We start from the raw sequence: 17,421 nt of genomic DNA on the forward strand, positions 1-17,421 counted from the left end.
TCGCGAGTTTTTTCGCAACGGTTGCACGCTCGGCGTGAGAGCGGCGCCGTTGTCCGCGTCTCAGGTTGGTGCAGTACGGTCTCGAGGTGTCCAGCGACCCGGCCAGCGATCTAACCAGCCTCGCCGGCGGGTTCCTCGCCCTGTCGGATCGCGGCGCCGGCGTCCCCCTGCGCGAGCTTGCGCTGGTCGGGCTGACCGCGGCGATCATCACCTACTTCGCGACCGGACCGGTGCGGGTGCTGGCCACCCGACTGGGGGCGGTCGCCTACCCGCGGGAACGCGACGTGCACGTGACGCCGACGCCGCGGATGGGCGGGCTGGCCATGTTCCTCGGCGTTGTCTCGGCCGTCTTTCTGGCGTCGCAGCTTCCGGCGCTCACCCGGGGGTTCGTCTATTCCACCGGCATGCCCGCGGTTTTGGTGGCGGGCGCGGTGATCATGGGCATCGGCCTGATCGACGACCGGTGGGGCCTGGACGCGTTGACCAAGTTCGCGGGTCAGATCACCGCGGCCAGCGTGCTGGTCACCATGGGCGTCGCGTGGAGCGTCCTGTACATCCCCATCGGCGGGGTCGGCACCATCGTGCTGGACCAGGCGTCGTCGATCCTGCTCACGTTGGCGCTGACCGTGTCGGTCGTCAACGCGATGAACTTCGTCGACGGGCTCGACGGACTGGCCGCCGGCCTGGGACTCATTACGGCGCTGGCGATCTGCATGTTCTCGGTCGGGCTGCTGCGCGACCACGGCGGCGATGTGCTGTTCTATCCGCCGGCCGTGATCTCGGTGGTGCTCGCGGGGGCCTGCCTGGGCTTTTTGCCGCACAACTTCCACCGGGCCAAGATCTTCATGGGCGACTCCGGGTCGATGCTGATCGGCTTGATGCTTGCCGCCGCCTCCACGACCGCGGCCGGCCCGGTCTCGCAGAACGCCTACGGCGCTCGCGACGTGTTTGCTCTGCTGTCACCGTTCCTGCTCGTGGCGGCCGTCATCTTCGTGCCGATGCTCGACCTCCTGCTGGCGATCGTGCGCCGCACCCGCGCGGGCCGCAGCGCGTTCAGCCCCGACAAGATGCACCTGCACCACCGGTTGCTGCAGATCGGTCATTCGCATCGCCGGGTGGTGCTGCTGATCTATCTCTGGGTGGGCATTGTCGCGTTCGGCGCCGCGAGCACGATCTTTTTCGACCCGCGCGACACCGCGGCGGTCATGCTCGGCGCGATTGTCGTCGCGGGCGTGGCGACGGCGATTCCGCTCCTGCGCCGCCGCGACGACTACCAAGACGTGGACTTGGACTAGGACCAGACGAGCCTACGACACCTAGTAGTAGTGGTGCCCGCCGTATGGTACGGTGCAGGTAGAACCCCGAAAAGAAGCCTCGAGGGTTGCCGGCCAGCCGGCCCGTCGGACGCTTATCCGATGGCGCCGATTCACGACCGACAAAGGGAGCTACCCCTTGGGTGATTCCAGTGTGACGTGCGATACGCTCGGCGGGCCACCGATCGGTCGATCGGCGGATCTCCGCTCCACTACCTGGGATTGAGGTGCTGCAGTGACGACACCAGCGCAGGACGCGCCGTTGGTGTTTCCCTCTGTTGCTTTCCGCCCCGCTCGACTCCTTGTGATCAGCGTCGGGATCACCGCGGTGGCCATGCTCGCCGCCGGATGGGCGGGCCACCTCATGGCCGGGGTGTTCTTCGGCATCGGCTTGCTGCTGGGTTTGCTCAACGCGCTCCTGGTGCGCCGTTCGGTGGGATCCATCACCGCCCGGGATCACCCGCTGAAAAGGTCGATGGCGGTCAACTCGGCGTCCCGGCTGGCGATCATCACCATCATCGGGCTGATCCTCGCCTACGTCTTCCGGCCCGCCGGACTGGGCGTGGTCTTCGGACTCGCGCTCTTCCAGGTGCTCTTGGTCGCGTCGACCGCGCTGCCGGTCTGGAAGAAGCTGCGCACCGGCGAGCCGGCACCCTCGTCGGACCCGGAAGCGGCGGAACCGAGGAGCGCCAGCGATGACTGAGACGATCCTGGCCGGTGCCCAAATCGAGGTCGGCGAGCACACCACGGCGACGTGGCTCGGGATGACCGTCAACACCGACACGGTGCTCTCCACGGCGATCGCCGCGGTGATCGTCATCGCCCTGGCCTTCTTCCTGCGCGCCAAGATCACCTCGAGCGGTGTTCCCAGTGGAGTCCAATTGTTCTGGGAGGCGCTCACCATACAGATGCGCAACCAGATCGAGGGCGCCATCGGGATGCGGATCGCGCCGTTCGTGCTGCCGCTGGCGGTCACGATCTTCGTGTTCATCCTGATCTCCAACTGGCTTTCGGTGCTGCCGCTGCAGTACACCGACAAGTCCGGCCACACCACGGAGCTACTCAAATCGGCGGCGGCGGACATCAATTACGTGCTGGCGCTGGCCCTTTTCGTGTTCGTCTGCTACCACGTGGCCGGGATCTGGCGCCGTGGCATCATCGGGCACCCGATCAGGGTGCTCAAGGGGCACGTGGTGTTCCTGGCGCCGATCAATCTGGTCGAAGAGCTGGCCAAGCCGATCTCGTTGTCGCTCCGACTTTTCGGCAATATCTTCGCCGGCGGCATCCTGGTGGCGCTGATCGCGCTCTTCCCGCCGTACATCATGTGGGCGCCCAACGCGATCTGGAAGTCGTTCGACCTGTTCGTCGGGGCGATCCAGGCCTTCATCTTCTCGATCCTGACCATCCTGTACTTCAGCCAGGCGATGGAGCTCGACGAGCATCATGACTGAGACCACCACGAATTGTCCCTGCCCGCACGCTATTACAGAGGCCTGGTAGACCGCTACCGGATAAGCCAGCAGATAAAGCTGAACAAAGGAGGAAAGAATGGACCCCACTATCGCTGCCGGTGCCCTCATCGGTGGTGGACTGATCATGGGCGGCGGTGCGATCGGTGCCGGTATCGGTGACGGTATCGCGGGTAACGCGCTGGTTTCGGGCATCGCCCGGCAACCCGAGGCGCAGGGCCGGTTGTTCACGCCGTTCTTCATCACCGTCGGTCTGGTTGAGGCGGCCTACTTCATCAACCTGGCCTTCATGGCGTTGTTCGTCTTCGCCACCCCCGTCACGTAGTCAGGGCGTGATGGGTTGCAAATGGGTGAAGTGAACCCGATGGTCCTGGCGACCGGCCAGGCGGCAGAGGGAGGCAAGACCAGCAACTTCCTCGTCCCCAACGGCACCTTCTTCTTCGTACTGGCCATCTTCTTGATCGTGCTCGCGGTCATCGGCACTTTCGTCGTGCCGCCGATCCTGAAGGTGCTGCGCGAGCGCGACGCCATGGTCGCCAAAACCGCCGCCGACAACAAGAAGTCGGCCGAGCAGTTCGAGGCCGCCCAGGCCGATTACGAAGAGGCGATGAAGGAAGCCCGCGTGCAGGCGTCGTCGTTCCGCGACAACGCCAGGGCGGAAGGCCGTAAGGTCGTCGAAGACGCGCGTGCCCATGCCGAGCAAGAGGTGATGTCGACGGTGCAAGTGGCCGCCGAACAATTGAAGCGGGAAAGGGACGTCGCGGAACTGGATCTGCGCGCCAACGTCGGAGCCATGTCGGCGACCCTGGCCAGTCGAATCCTCGGCGTCGACGTCACCACCTCCGCTGCGACAAGGTAATCATCAATGTCGACTTTCATCGGACAGTTAGTCGGGTTCGCGGTCATCGTGTTCCTGGTCGTGCGGTATGTCGTGCCGCCGGTGCGCAATTTGATGACGGCCCGGCAGAACGTGGTGCGCCAGCAGTTGGCCGACGCCGCCGCGGCCGCCGAGCGGCTGACGGAGTCGACCACAGCGCACAGCAAGGCCGTGCAGGCCGCCGCGTCGGAGGCGAAACGAGTCGTCGACGAGGCTCAGGTGGACGCGCAACGGATCACCGAGCAATTCGCGGCCCAGGCCGACGTCGAGGCGGAACGCATCAAGGGACAGGGCGCGCGCCAGGCCGAGCTGCTGCGGGCGCAGCTGACCCGTCAGCTCCGCCTGGAGCTGGGCCACGAATCCGTGCGCCAGGCGGGGGAGTTGGTGCGCAACTACGTCGCCGACGCGGCGCAACGGTCGGCCACCGTGGATCGGTTCCTCGACGACCTCGACGCCATGGCGCCGGCGTCCGCCGAGGTCGCCTACCCGCTGCTGACGAAGATGCGCTCGGCCAGCCGGCAGGCCCTGATCAACCTGTCGGACCGGTTCGGCGTCATCGCCAAAAGCCTTGACAACAAAGGACTTTATGCCGTCTCCAGCGAGCTGGTGTCGGTGGCGCAATTGCTGGGTCGCGAGATCGTGGTCACCCGGTATCTCACCGTGCCCGCCGAGGACGCTGCCCCCCGGGTCCGGCTCGTCGAGCGCCTCGTCTCCGGCAAAGTCGGCGACGCGACGCTCGACGTCCTGCGGGCGGCCGTATCGGAGCGTTGGTCGGCCGGCCCCGACCTGATCGATGCCATCGAGCACGTGTCGCGGCAGGCGCTGCTGGAAGTCGCCGAACGTGAGGACCGGGTCGACGAGGTCGAAGACCAGCTGTTCAGGTTTTCCCGCATCCTCGACGCGCAGCCGCGGCTCGCGATCCTGTTGGGCGACTACGCCGTTCCGGCCGAGGGTCGGGTGGGACTGCTGCGCGCGGTGCTCGAGAACGCGACCGGCGGGGTCAACCCGGTCGTGGCGGCACTGCTCGCCCAGACCGTCGAGCTGCTGAGAGGCGAGCCGGCCGAGGAAGCCATGAAATTCCTGGCGGAGGTTGCGGTGGCGCGCCGCGGCGAAATCGTCGCGCAGGTCGGCGCGGCCGCCGAACTCAGCGCCGCGCAGCGCACTCGTCTCGCGGAAGTTCTCAGCCGCATCTACGGTCATCCGGTGACGCTGCAGCTGCGGATCGACGCCGAGTTGCTGGGTGGGCTGCTCATCACCGTGGCTGACGAGGTGATCGACGGGACACTCTCGTCGCGCCTGGCCGCGGCCCGGGCCCAGGTGCCCGACTGAACCAACCAGTCACCACAGACCATCAGAGACCACGCTAAGACGAAGATCAAGTAGGAAGACGAAAACCCATGGCAGAGTTGACAATCTCCGCTGACGACATCCAGGGCGCCATCGAGGAGTACGTAAGTTCCTTCACCGCCGACACCTCCCGCGAGGAAGTCGGTGCCGTCGTCGACGCCGGGGACGGCATCGCCCACGTCGAAGGCCTGCCGTCCGTCATGACCCAGGAGCTGCTCGAGTTCCCGGGCGGGGTGCTCGGCGTCGCGCTCAACCTCGACGAGCACAGCGTCGGCGCGGTGATCCTCGGTGACTTCGAGAAGATCGAACAAGGCCAGCAGGTCAAGCGCACCGGCGAGGTCCTCTCGGTGCCCGTCGGCGACGGGTTCTTAGGCCGCGTGGTCAATCCACTGGGCGAGCCCATCGACGGGCAGGGCGACGTCGAGACCGACACGCGGCGCGCGCTGGAGATCCAGGCGCCCTCGGTGGTGCAGCGTCAGGGCGTGAAGGAGCCGCTGCAGACCGGGATCAAGGCCATCGACGCCATGACCCCGATCGGGCGCGGCCAGCGCCAGCTCATCATCGGCGACCGCAAGACCGGCAAGACCGCCGTCTGCGTCGACACGATCCTCAACCAGCGGCAGAACTGGGAGAGCGGCGACGAACGCAAGCAGGTGCGGTGCGTGTACGTGGCCATCGGGCAGAAGGGCACCACGATCGCCGCCGTCCGCCGCGCGCTGGAAGAGGGCGGCGCGATGGACTACACCACGATCGTCGCGGCGCCCGCATCGGACTCCGCCGGGTTCAAATGGCTTGCGCCGTATACGGGTTCGGCGATCGCCCAGCACTGGATGTACGACGGTAAGCACGTGCTGATCGTCTTCGACGACCTGAGCAAGCAGGCCGAGGCGTACCGCGCGATCTCGCTGTTGCTGCGCCGCCCACCCGGCCGCGAGGCCTACCCGGGCGACGTGTTCTACCTGCACTCGCGGCTGCTGGAGCGCTGCGCCAAGCTCTCCGACGAGCTCGGTGGCGGCTCGATGACCGGCCTGCCGATCATCGAGACCAAGGCCAACGACATCTCGGCCTACATCCCCACCAACGTCATCTCGATCACCGACGGGCAGTGCTTCCTGGAGTCCGACCTGTTCAACCAGGGGGTGCGGCCGGCCATCAACGTCGGTGTCTCGGTGTCCCGCGTCGGTGGTGCCGCACAGATCAAGGCGATGAAAGAGGTGGCGGGAAGTCTCCGTCTGGACCTGTCGCAGTTCCGCGAATTGGAGGCCTTCGCCGCGTTCGCCTCCGATCTGGATGCCACCTCCAAGGCCCAGCTGGACCGCGGCGCGCGGCTGGTCGAGCTGCTCAAGCAGCCGCAGTACCAGCCCATGCCCGTCGAGGAGCAGGTGGTTTCGATCTTCCTGGGCACGGGCGGCCACCTGGACTCGGTGCCGGTCGAGGACGTCCGGCGGTTCGAAACCGAACTGCTGGACCACATGCGGGCATCCGAGGGGAAGATCTTGGCCGGAATCCGTGACAGCGGAAAGCTCTCCGACGAGACGGCCGAGGAACTCGAAAAGATCATCAAGAAATTCAAGAAGGGCTTCGCCGCCTCGGACGGCGGGTCGGTGGTTCCCGACGAGCACGTCGAGGCGATGGACAAGGAAAACCTGGAAAAGGAATCGGTGACGGTCAAGAAGCCCAAGCCGGAAAAGGTAGAGAAGAAGGAAAAGAAGTAGCGACCGATGGCTGCCACACTTCGCGAATTGCGCGGGCGGATCCGTTCCGCCGGCGCGATCAAGAAGATCACCAAAGCCCAGGAGCTGATCGCGACCTCGCGCATCGGTAAGGCGCAGGCCCGACTGCAGTCCGCCCGCCCGTACGCGACCGAGATCACCCTGATGCTGACCACGCTGTCCAGCGAGGCGGCGCTGGATCATCCGTTGCTCGTCGAGCGGCCCGAACCGAAGCGGGCCGCCGTGCTGGTGGTGTCCTCCGATCGTGGCCTGTGCGGCGCGTACAACTCCAGCGTCTTCCGTCGCAGCGAGGAGCTGTTTTCGCTGCTGCGGGACGAAGGCAAGGCTCCGGTGCTGTACGTCGTCGGCCGTAAGGCGTTGAACTACTACAGTTTCCGCAACTGGGACATCACCGAATCGTGGACCGGCTTCTCCGAGCAGCCGACATACGAGAACGCGGCCGAGGTCGCCTCCACCCTGGTCGACGCGTTCATGCGGGGCAGCGACGACGAGGGCGTCGACGAGTTGCATATCGTCTACACGGAATTCAAGTCGATGTTGTCGCAGTCCACGGTGGCCCATCGGATGGCGCCGATGGTCGTGGAATACACGGAGGAGCCCGAGGCCCTGCACACCCTGTATTCGTTCGAGCCGGATGCGACGACGCTCTTCGAGTCGTTGCTGCCGCGGTACGTGACCACCCGCGTGTACGCGGCGCTGCTGGAATCCGCGGCGTCGGAGCTGGCGTCGCGCCAACGAGCGATGAAGTCGGCAACGGATAACGCGGACGACCTCATCAAAGCCCTGACGCTGGAGGCAAACCGCGAGCGGCAGGCCCAGATCACCCAGGAGATTAGCGAAATCGTCGGTGGCGCAAACGCGCTCGCCGACGCCGCCGCTAGGTAGCACCACGAGGAAGCGAAAGAAACGATGCCTGCCACCACTGAAAACACGGAAAAGACCGCAAAGTCGAAGGACGCCGACACGAGCGGCCGCGTGGTCCGGGTCACCGGCCCCGTCGTCGACGTCGAGTTCCCCCGGGGTTCCGTCCCCGAGCTGTTCAACGCGCTGCACGCCGAAATCACCTTCGAGGAGCTGGCGAAGACGCTCACCCTGGAGGTGGCCCAGCACCTGGGCGACAACCTGGTGCGCACCATCTCCCTGCAGCCCACCGACGGCCTGGTGCGCGGCGTCGAGGTGACCGACACCGGCAGTTCGATCTCGGTGCCGGTCGGCCAAGACGTCAAGGGCCACGTCTTCAACGCGCTGGGATACTGCCTGGACAAGCCGGGATACGGAGAAGACTTCGAGCACTGGTCGATTCACCGCAAGCCGCCGCCGTTCGAGGAGCTGGAGCCGCGCACCGAGATGCTCGAGACCGGCCTCAAGGTCGTCGACCTGCTGACCCCGTACGTGCGTGGCGGCAAGATCGCGCTGTTCGGCGGCGCCGGGGTGGGCAAGACGGTGCTCATCCAGGAGATGATCAACCGCATCGCCCGAAACTTCGGTGGCACTTCGGTGTTCGCCGGGGTGGGGGAGCGCACCCGCGAGGGCAACGACCTCTGGGTGGAGCTTCAGGAAGCCAACGTCCTCAAGGACACCGCGCTGGTGTTCGGTCAGATGGACGAGCCGCCGGGCACCCGCATGCGGGTGGCGCTGTCGGCCCTGACCATGGCGGAGTGGTTCCGCGACGAGGCGGGCCAGGACGTGCTGCTGTTCATCGACAACATCTTCCGGTTCACCCAGGCCGGCTCGGAGGTGTCGACGCTGCTCGGTCGGATGCCGTCGGCCGTGGGGTATCAGCCCACGCTGGCCGACGAGATGGGCGAGCTGCAGGAGCGCATCACCTCGACGCGGGGCCGGTCGATCACCTCGATGCAGGCCGTGTACGTGCCCGCCGACGACTACACCGACCCGGCGCCGGCGACGACGTTCGCGCACCTGGACGCGACCACCGAGCTGTCGCGTTCGGTGTTCTCCAAGGGCATCTTCCCGGCCGTGGACCCGCTGGCGTCGAGCTCGACCATCCTCGACCCGAGCATCGTCGGTGAGGAGCACTACCGCGTGGCGCAGGAAGTCATCCGGGTTCTGCAGCGCTACAAGGACCTTCAGGACATCATCGCGATTCTCGGTATCGACGAGCTGTCGGAGGAGGACAAGCAGTTGGTCAACCGGGCCCGGCGCATCGAGCGGTTCCTCTCGCAGAACATGATGGCGGCCGAACAGTTCACCGGCCAGCCGGGTTCGACGGTTCCGCTGAAGGAGACCATCGAGGCGTTCGACCGCTTGTGCAAGGGCGAGTTCGACCACGTGCCCGAGCAGGCCTTCTTCCTGATCGGCGGGCTCGACGACCTGGCCAAGAAGGCCGAGAGCCTCGGCGCCAAGCTGTAAGAGCATCGAGTCGAAAGGTGGTGTGGCATGGCGGAATTGAACGTTGAGATCGTCGCCGTCGACCGAAAGATCTGGTCGGGTGAGGCAACGTTCCTGTTCACCCGCACCACCGTCGGCGAGATCGGCATCCTGCCCCGCCACATCCCGCTGGTGGCCCAGCTGGTGGACGACGCCATGGTGCGCGTCGAACGCGACGGCGAGGACGACCTGCGGATCGCGGTGGATGGCGGGTTCTTGTCGGTGACCGAGGAGAGGGTCAGCATCCTGGCCGAATCCGCCGAGTTCGAGTCGGAGATCGACGAGGCCGCCGCCAAGGAGGATTCCGAGTCCGACGATCCCCGCATCGCCGCCAGGGGACGCGCCAGATTGCGCGCCGTCGGCGCGATCGACTAATCGCCGATGAGCGCGCCCATGGTTGGCATGGTCGTGCTCGTTGTCGTATTAGCGGCGGCCGTCGTCGCCCTGAGTTATCGGTTGTGGAAGCTGCGCCAGGGCGGAACCGCGGCGATCATGCGCGACATCCCCGCGGTCGGAGGTCACGGCTGGCGGCACGGCGTGATCCGCTACCGCGGCGGCGAGGCCGCCTTCTACCGGCTGTCCAGCCTGCGGTTGTGGCCGGATCGCCGGCTCAGCCGCCGAGGTGTGGAGATCGTTGCCCGACGTGCGCCGCGCGGCGACGAGTTCGACATCATGACCGACGAGATCGTCGTGCTGGAGCTGCGCGACACGACGCAGGACCGCAGGTCCGGCTACGAGATCGCGCTCGACAAGGGCGCGTTGACGGCGTTCTTGTCCTGGCTGGAATCCCGTCCCTCGCCGCGCGCACGCCGTCGCAGCGTCTGACCGGACCGGCAGGGTCGGCGAGCAGACGCAGACTCGCATAAATCCGGCCGGATTTATGCGAGTCTGCGTCTGCTCGCGCAGTGCTTGGGGCTTATTCGTCGCCGCCCGGTCGCCAGAGCACATCCCCGCCGGGGTTGGCCGCCCGCGCCAGGATGAACAGCAGGTCCGAGAGCCGGTTCAGGTATTTCGCCGGCAGCACGCTGACCCCTTCCGGGTGGGCATCGACCGCGGCCCACGCCGACCGCTCGGCCCGGCGCACCACGGTGCGGGCGACGTGCAACAGCGCCGATAGCGGCGAACCACCCGGCAGCACAAAGGAATTCAGCGCCGGCAAGGGCTCGTTGTATGTGTCGCACCATTTTTCGAGCCGATCGATGTAGGCCTGGGCGACGCGGAGCGGCGGATGCTTCGGATTTTCCACCACGGGGGTCGACAGGTCCGCGCCGGCGTCGAACAGGTCGTTCTGAATCCGCCGCAGCACACCGGCGACTTCCTCGTCGGGCCGACCGAGGGCGATCGCGACGCCGATCGCGGAGTTGGCCTCGTCGCAATCCGCGTACGCCACCAGCCGGAGATCGGTTTTGGAGACCCGGGAGAAATCGCTCAATCCCGTCGTCCCGTCGTCGCCGGTCCGCGTGTAGATGCGGGTCAGGTGCACTGCCATGAGCAAACCGTACTCGGCCGGCCGACTCGGCTGACTGACAACCGCAAAGCGCTTCACTAGACTGACGCGGGTGGCTGAGCGATTCGTGGTGACCGGCGGCAACCGGTTGTCCGGCGAAGTCGCTGTAGGGGGCGCCAAGAACAGCGTGCTCAAGCTGATGGCCGCGACGCTGCTGGCCGAGGGCACCAGCACGATCACCAACTGCCCCGACATCCTCGATGTGCCGCTGATGGCGGAGGTGCTGCGGGGTTTGGGCGCCAACGTCGAACTCGACGGCGACGTCGCCCGAATCACCTCGCCCGACGAGCCGAAGTACGACGCGGACTTCGCCGCGGTGCGACAGTTCCGGGCCTCGGTCTGCGTGCTGGGCCCGCTGGTCGGCCGGTGCAAGCGGGCCAGGGTCGCGCTTCCGGGCGGTGACGCGATCGGCTCGCGTCCGCTCGACATGCATCAGGCGGGCCTGCGGCAGCTCGGCGCGCACTGCAATATCGAGCACGGGTGTGTGGTCGCAGAGGCAGATGCGTTGCGCGGCGCGGAGATTCAGTTGGAGTTTCCATCGGTGGGGGCCACCGAGAACATCCTGATGGCCGCCGTCGTGGCCGAGGGCGTCACGACGATTCACAACGCGGCGCGCGAACCCGACGTCGTCGATCTGTGCACGATGCTCAACCAGATGGGCGCACAGATCGAAGGCGCGGGTTCGCCGACCATGACCATCACCGGCGTCCCGCGGCTGTACCCGACCGAGCACCGCGTCATCGGGGACCGCATCGTCGCCGCCACCTGGGGCATCGCCGCCGCCATCACCCGCGGCGACATCTCGGTGAAGGGTGCCGACCCGGCGCACCTCCAGGTGGTGCTGCACAAGCTGCACGACGCGGGCGCGACCGTCACCCAGACCGACGACAGCTTCCGGGTGACGCAGTACGAGCGCCCGAAGGCCGTCAACGTCGCGACGTTGCCCTTCCCCGGGTTTCCGACCGATTTGCAGCCGATGGCCATCGCCCTGGCGTCGATCGCCGACGGCACGTCGATGATCACGGAGAACGTGTTCGAGGCGCGCTTCCGGTTCGTCGAAGAGATGATCCGGCTCGGCGCCGACGCCCGCACCGACGGGCACCACGCCGTCGTGCGGGGTCTCCCGCAACTCTCCAGCGCCCCGGTGTGGTGTTCGGACATCCGGGCCGGCGCCGGGTTGGTGCTCGCCGGGCTGGTCGCCGACGGCGACACCGAGGTCCACGACGTCTTCCACATCGACCGCGGCTACCCGTTATTCGTCGAGAACCTGGCCGTTTTGGGAGCGGAGATCGAGCGGGTAGAGTAGTCGCCAGGTAATGCCCAACAGGCGCGGTCACCACGCGAAGATGACCGAAACCGGGGCTTGACTCCCCTACCGGATCTGTATTAAGCTGGCAGGGTTGCCCCAAAGCGGGCGAAAATAAGCAAGAGTGTTGTTTGAGAACTCAATAGTGTGTTTGGTCTTTTTATTTTGTTGTTGTTTTTTGACTACACCTAGCACTCCCCGTGTATGGGTGTGGTCGCAATTTATCTAGATGCCAGTTTTGGTGTCTTTTTGTTAGGTCAGATTTTCTCTGATTGTAAATTCACCTCGTTATCGAGGGGTTTTTGTTTGGAGAGTTTGATCCTGGCTCAGGACGAACGCTGGCGGCGTGCTTAACACATGCAAGTCGAACGGAAAGGTCTCTTCGGAGATACTCGAGTGGCGAACGGGTGAGTAACACGTGGGTAATCTGCCCTGCACATCGGGATAAGCCTGGGAAACTGGGTCTAATACCGAATAGGACCTCGAGGCGCATGCCTTGTGGTGGAAAGCTTTTGCGGTGTGGGATGGGCCCGCGGCCTATCAGCTTGTTGGTGGGGTGACGGCCTACCAAGGCGACGACGGGTAGCCGGCCTGAGAGGGTGTCCGGCCACACTGGGACTGAGATACGGCCCAGACTCCTACGGGAGGCAGCAGTGGGGAATATTGCACAATGGGCGCAAGCCTGATGCAGCGACGCCGCGTGGGGGATGACGGCCTTCGGGTTGTAAACCTCTTTCAGCAGGGACGAAGCGCAAGTGACGGTACCTGCAGAAGAAGCACCGGCCAACTACGTGCCAGCAGCCGCGGTAATACGTAGGGTGCGAGCGTTGTCCGGAATTACTGGGCGTAAAGAGCTCGTAGGTGGTTTGTCGCGTTGTTCGTGAAAACCGGGGGCTTAACCCTCGGCGTGCGGGCGATACGGGCAGACTGGAGTACTGCAGGGGAGACTGGAATTCCTGGTGTAGCGGTGGAATGCGCAGATATCAGGAGGAACACCGGTGGCGAAGGCGGGTCTCTGGGCAGTAACTGACGCTGAGGAGCGAAAGCGTGGGGAGCGAACAGGATTAGATACCCTGGTAGTCCACGCCGTAAACGGTGGGTACTAGGTGTGGGTTTCCTTCCTTGGGATCCGTGCCGTAGCTAACGCATTAAGTACCCCGCCTGGGGAGTACGGCCGCAAGGCTAAAACTCAAAGGAATTGACGGGGGCCCGCACAAGCGGCGGAGCATGTGGATTAATTCGATGCAACGCGAAGAACCTTACCTGGGTTTGACATGCACAGGACGCCGGCAGAGATGTCGGTTCCCTTGTGGCCTGTGTGCAGGTGGTGCATGGCTGTCGTCAGCTCGTGTCGTGAGATGTTGGGTTAAGTCCCGCAACGAGCGCAACCCTTGTCTCATGTTGCCAGCGGGTAATGCCGGGGACTCGTGAGAGACTGCCGGGGTCAACTCGGAGGAAGGTGGGGATGACGTCAAGTCATCATGCCCCTTATGTCCAGGGCTTCACACATGCTACAATGGCCGGTACAAAGGGCTGCGATGCCGCAAGGTTAAGCGAATCCTTTTAAAGCCGGTCTCAGTTCGGATCGGGGTCTGCAACTCGACCCCGTGAAGTCGGAGTCGCTAGTAATCGCAGATCAGCAACGCTGCGGTGAATACGTTCCCGGGCCTTGTACACACCGCCCGTCACGTCATGAAAGTCGGTAACACCCGAAGCCAGTGGCCTAACCCTTTGGGAGGGAGCTGTCGAAGGTGGGATCGGCGATTGGGACGAAGTCGTAACAAGGTAGCCGTACCGGAAGGTGCGGCTGGATCACCTCCTTTCTAAGGAGCACCACGAAAAGCACCCCAATTGGTGGGGTGCAAGCCGTGCGGGGTTCTCGCCTGTAGTGGGCGAGGGCCGGGTGCGCAACAGCAAATGATTGCCAGACACACTATTGGGCCCTGAGACAACACTCGGGTTGTTCGAGTGGTTGTCCCTCCATCTTGGTGGTGGGGTGTGGTGTTTGAGAACTGGATAGTGGTTGCGAGCATCTAAATGAATGCGTTGCCCTCCGAGTATCGGGGCGGTGGCGGATTCATTAAAATGTGTAATTTTTCTTTGGTTTTTGTGTTAGTAAGTGCTTAAGGGCGCATGGTGGATGCCTTGGCATCGAGAGCCGATGAAGGACGTGGGAGGCTGCGATATGCCTCGGGGAGCTGTCAACCGAGCGTTGATCCGAGGATTTCCGAATGGGGAAACCCAGCACGAGTGATGTCGTGTTACCCGCATCTGAATATATAGGGTGCGGGAGGGAACGCGGGGAAGTGAAACATCTCAGTACCCGTAGGAGAAGAAAACAATTGTGATTCCGTCAGTAGTGGCGAGCGAACGCGGAACATGGCTAAACCGCACGCATGGGTAACCGGGTAGGGGTTGTGTGTGCGGGGTTGTGGGATTGATACGTCTCAGCTCTACCTGGCTGAGGGGCAGTCAGAAAGTGTCGTGGTTAGCGGAAATGGCCTGGGATGGTCTGCCGTAGACGGTGAGAGCCCGGTACGCGAAAACCCGGCACCTGCCTTGTATCAACTCCCGAGTAGCAGCGGGCCCGTGGAATCTGCTGTGAATCTGCCGGGACCACCCGGTAAGCCTAAATACTTCTCGATGACCGATAGCGGATTAGTACCGTGAGGGAATGGTGAAAAGTACCCCGGGAGGGGAGTGAAATAGTACCTGAAACCGTGTGCCTACAATCCGTCAGAGCCTCTTTATGGGGTGATGGCGTGCCTTTTGAAGAATGAGCCTGCGAGTCAGGGACACGTCGCAAGGTTAACCCGTGTGGGGTAGCCGCAGCGAAAGCGAGTCTGAATAGGGCGATTCAGTGGCGTGTTCTGGACCCGAAGCGGAGTGATCTACCCATGGCCAGGGTGAAGCGCGGGTAAGACCGCGTGGAGGCCCGAACCCACTTAGGTTGAAGACTGAGGGGATGAGTTGTGGGTAGGGGTGAAAGGCCAATCAAACTCCGTGATAGCTGGTTCTCCCCGAAATGCATTTAGGTGCAGCGTTGCGTGATTCACCACGGAGGTAGAGCTACTGGATGGCCGATGGGCCCTACTAGGTTACTGACGTCAGCCAAACTCCGAATGCCGTGGTGTACAGCGTGGCAGTGAGACGGCGGGGGATAAGCTCCGTACGTCGAAAGGGAAACAGCCCAGATCGCCGGCTAAGGCCCCTAAGCGTGTGCTAAGTGGAAAAGGATGTGCAGTCGCAGAGACAACCAGGAGGTTGGCTTAGAAGCAGCCACCCTTGAAAGAGTGCGTAATAGCTCACTGGTCAAGTGATTGTGCGCCGATAATGTAGCGGGGCTCAAGCACACCGCCGAAGCCGCGGCAACCGCAAGGTTGGGTAGGGGAGCGTCCCTCATTCTGCGAAGCCACTGGGTGACCGGTGGTGGAGGGTGGGGGAGTGAGAATGCAGGCATGAGTAGCGATAAGGCAAGTGAGAACCTTGCCCGCCGAAAGACCAAGGGTTCCTGGGCCAGGCCAGTCCGCCCAGGGTGAGTCGGGACCTAAGGCGAGGCCGACAGGCGTAGTCGATGGACAACGGGTTGATATTCCCGTACCCGTGTGTGGGCGCCCGTGATGAATCAGCGGTACTAACCACCCAAAACCGGATCGACCATGCCCCTTCGGGGGCGCGGAGTTTCGGGGCTGCGTGGGACCTTCGCTGGTAGTAGTCAAGCGATGGGGTGACGCAGGAAGGTAGCCGTACCAGTCAGTGGTAATACTGGGGCAAGCCTGTAGGGAGAGCGATAGGCAAATCCGTCGCTCATTAATCCTGAGAGGTGATGCATAGCCGTTTGAGGCGAATTCGGTGATCCTCAGCTGCCAAGAAAAGCCTCTAGCGAGCACACACACGGCCCGTACCCCAAACCGACACAGGTGGTCAGGTAGAGCATACCGAGGCGTACGAGATAACTATGGTTAAGGAACTCGGCAAAATGCCCCCGTAACTTCGGGAGAAGGGGGACCGGAACACCGTGAACAGCCTTGCGCTGGGAGCGGGATCCGGTCGCAGAAACCAGCGAGAAGCGACTGTTTACTAAAAACACAGGTCCGTGCGAAGTCGCAAGACGATGTATACGGACTGACGCCTGCCCGGTGCTGGAAGGTTAAGAGGACCCGTTAACCCGCAAGGGTGAAGCGGAGAATTTAAGCCCCAGTAAACGGCGGTGGTAACTATAACCATCCTAAGGTAGCGAAATTCCTTGTCGGGTAAGTTCCGACCTGCACGAATGGCGTAACGACTTCTCGACTGTCTCAACCATAGACTCGGCGAAATTGCACTACGAGTAAAGATGCTCGTTACGCGCGGCAGGACGAAAAGACCCCGGGACCTTCACTACAACTTGGTATTGGTGTTCGGTACGGTTTGTGTAGGATAGGTGGGAGACTGTGAAACCTCAACGCCAGTTGGGGCGGAGTCGTTGTTGAAATACCACTCTGATCGTATTGGACACCTAACGTCGAACCGTATATCCGGTTCACGGACAGTGCCTGGCGGGTAGTTTAACTGGGGCGGTTGCCTCCTAAAATGTAACGGAGGCGCCCAAAGGTTCCCTCAACCTGGACGGCAATCAGGTGTTGAGTGTAAATGCACAAGGGAGCTTGACTGCGAGACCTACACGTCAAGCAGGGACGAAAGTCGGGATTAGTGATCCGGCACCTCTGAGTGGAAGGGGTGTCGCTCAACGGATAAAAGGTACCCCGGGGATAACAGGCTGATCTTCCCCAAGAGTCCATATCGACGGGATGGTTTGGCACCTCGATGTCGGCTCGTCGCATCCTGGGGCTGGAGCAGGTCCCAAGGGTTGGGCTGTTCGCCCATTAAAGCGGCACGCGAGCTGGGTTTAGAACGTCGTGAGACAGTTCGGTCTCTATCCGCCGCGCGCGTCAGAAACTTGAGGAAACCTGTCCCTAGTACGAGAGGACCGGGACGGACGAACCTCTGGTCCACCAGTTGTCCCACCAGGGGCACCGCTGGATAGCCACGTTCGGACAGGATAACCGCTGAAAGCATCTAAGCGGGAAACCTTCTCCAAGATCAGGTTTCTCACCCTTTTAGAGGGATAAGGCCCCCCACAGAACATGGGATCGATAGGCCAGACCTGGAAGCTCAGTAATGGGCGCAGGGAACTGGCACTAACCGGCCGAAAACTTACCAACACACATCGCAACCACATCCGTCAACGCCGCAAGGCGTAGAACACCGCACCCCCCCACCAGAACAACCAAAATGAATAGTGTTTCCGTAATAGAGTTACGGCGGCCACAGCGACAGGGAAACGCCCGGTCCCATTCCGAACCCGGAAGCTAAGCCTGTCAGCGCCGATGATACTGCCCAATCCGGGTGGAAAAGTAGGACACCGCCGAACATACACAAAAACACCCCCGGCAACGGGGGTGTTTTTGCATGCTCATCAGTCGCCAGCGTGCGTGTTTG

At 63.4% G+C, this 17,421-nt stretch carries 13 protein-coding genes and 3 rRNA genes; 15 read left to right on the top strand and 1 reads right to left on the bottom strand.

The genetic code is table 11. The annotated features are described in order from the left end of the window. Positions 1-68: 68 nt before the first annotated feature. From G6N25_RS16515 to G6N25_RS16565, 11 genes are all read left to right on the top strand, one after another. Positions 69-1,295 carry a glycosyltransferase family 4 protein gene (locus tag G6N25_RS16515; RefSeq protein ID WP_083073490.1) on the top strand — a complete coding sequence of 409 codons (1,227 nt, stop codon included), beginning with the start codon at positions 69-71 and terminating at the stop codon, positions 1,293-1,295. Positions 1,296-1,548: 253 nt separating this feature from the next. Then, positions 1,549-2,016, top strand: coding sequence for an ATP synthase subunit I (locus G6N25_RS16520; protein ID WP_083073489.1), 468 nt, complete (start codon positions 1,549-1,551; stop codon positions 2,014-2,016). Further along, positions 2,009-2,764, top strand: a complete 756-nt coding sequence (gene atpB / locus G6N25_RS16525) for a F0F1 ATP synthase subunit A (RefSeq protein ID WP_083073488.1) — start codon at positions 2,009-2,011, stop codon at positions 2,762-2,764. The genes G6N25_RS16520 and atpB overlap by 8 nt, the downstream gene beginning before the upstream one ends. 97 nt (positions 2,765-2,861) lie before the next feature. Further along, a complete protein-coding gene (locus G6N25_RS16530) occupies positions 2,862-3,107 on the top strand; it encodes a F0F1 ATP synthase subunit C (RefSeq protein ID WP_071509226.1) in 246 nt (81 codons plus the stop codon). 21 nt (positions 3,108-3,128) lie between these two features. Continuing rightward, positions 3,129-3,641: a F0F1 ATP synthase subunit B gene (locus G6N25_RS16535; RefSeq protein ID WP_083073552.1), complete on the top strand. Its 513-nt coding sequence runs from the start codon at positions 3,129-3,131 to the stop codon at positions 3,639-3,641. A 6-nt stretch (positions 3,642-3,647) separates the two neighbouring features. Continuing rightward, complete coding sequence (locus G6N25_RS16540; RefSeq protein ID WP_083073487.1) at positions 3,648-4,988, top strand: F0F1 ATP synthase subunit B/delta; 1,341 nt, start codon at positions 3,648-3,650, stop codon at positions 4,986-4,988. Positions 4,989-5,056: 68 nt separating this feature from the next. Then, positions 5,057-6,721 (top strand): F0F1 ATP synthase subunit alpha, encoded by a 1,665-nt coding sequence (atpA, locus tag G6N25_RS16545; RefSeq protein WP_083073486.1) that lies wholly within the window; start codon positions 5,057-5,059, stop codon positions 6,719-6,721. Positions 6,722-6,727: 6 nt separating this feature from the next. Continuing rightward, positions 6,728-7,624 (top strand): F0F1 ATP synthase subunit gamma, encoded by an 897-nt coding sequence (locus G6N25_RS16550; protein ID WP_083073485.1) that lies wholly within the window; start codon positions 6,728-6,730, stop codon positions 7,622-7,624. Positions 7,625-7,648: 24 nt separating this feature from the next. Beyond that, positions 7,649-9,109 (top strand): F0F1 ATP synthase subunit beta, encoded by a 1,461-nt coding sequence (atpD, locus tag G6N25_RS16555; RefSeq protein ID WP_083073484.1) that lies wholly within the window; start codon positions 7,649-7,651, stop codon positions 9,107-9,109. Between the two features lie 27 nt (positions 9,110-9,136). Then, a complete protein-coding gene (locus tag G6N25_RS16560) occupies positions 9,137-9,502 on the top strand; it encodes a F0F1 ATP synthase subunit epsilon (RefSeq protein ID WP_083073483.1) in 366 nt (121 codons plus the stop codon). 6 nt (positions 9,503-9,508) lie between these two features. Then, positions 9,509-9,952, top strand: a complete 444-nt coding sequence (locus G6N25_RS16565; RefSeq protein WP_083073482.1) for a DUF2550 domain-containing protein — start codon at positions 9,509-9,511, stop codon at positions 9,950-9,952. A gap of 91 nt (positions 9,953-10,043) precedes the next feature. On the opposite strand, the gene G6N25_RS16570 is transcribed toward G6N25_RS16565, so the two are convergent. Then, a complete protein-coding gene (locus G6N25_RS16570; protein ID WP_083073551.1) occupies positions 10,044-10,616 on the bottom strand; it encodes a cob(I)yrinic acid a,c-diamide adenosyltransferase in 573 nt (190 codons plus the stop codon). 70 nt (positions 10,617-10,686) lie between these two features. Between G6N25_RS16570 and murA the strand changes: the two genes are divergently transcribed. The 4 genes from murA to rrf all read left to right on the top strand — a co-directional run bounded on the left by murA (position 10,687) and on the right by rrf (position 17,353). After that, a complete protein-coding gene (gene murA, locus G6N25_RS16575) occupies positions 10,687-11,940 on the top strand; it encodes a UDP-N-acetylglucosamine 1-carboxyvinyltransferase (protein WP_083073481.1) in 1,254 nt (417 codons plus the stop codon). Between the two features lie 303 nt (positions 11,941-12,243). Then, positions 12,244-13,763, top strand: a 16S ribosomal RNA gene (locus G6N25_RS16580). Between the two features lie 290 nt (positions 13,764-14,053). Beyond that, positions 14,054-17,144: ribosomal RNA gene (locus tag G6N25_RS16585) — 23S ribosomal RNA — on the top strand. A 95-nt stretch (positions 17,145-17,239) separates the two neighbouring features. Next, positions 17,240-17,353, top strand: a 5S ribosomal RNA gene (rrf, locus tag G6N25_RS16590). Together the 16S, 23S and 5S rRNA genes form the textbook arrangement of a ribosomal RNA operon. The last annotated feature ends 68 nt before the right edge of the window (positions 17,354-17,421 follow it).

It is taken from the genome of Mycobacterium heidelbergense (assembly GCF_010730745.1).
Classification (GTDB): Bacteria; Actinomycetota; Actinomycetes; order Mycobacteriales; family Mycobacteriaceae; genus Mycobacterium; species Mycobacterium heidelbergense.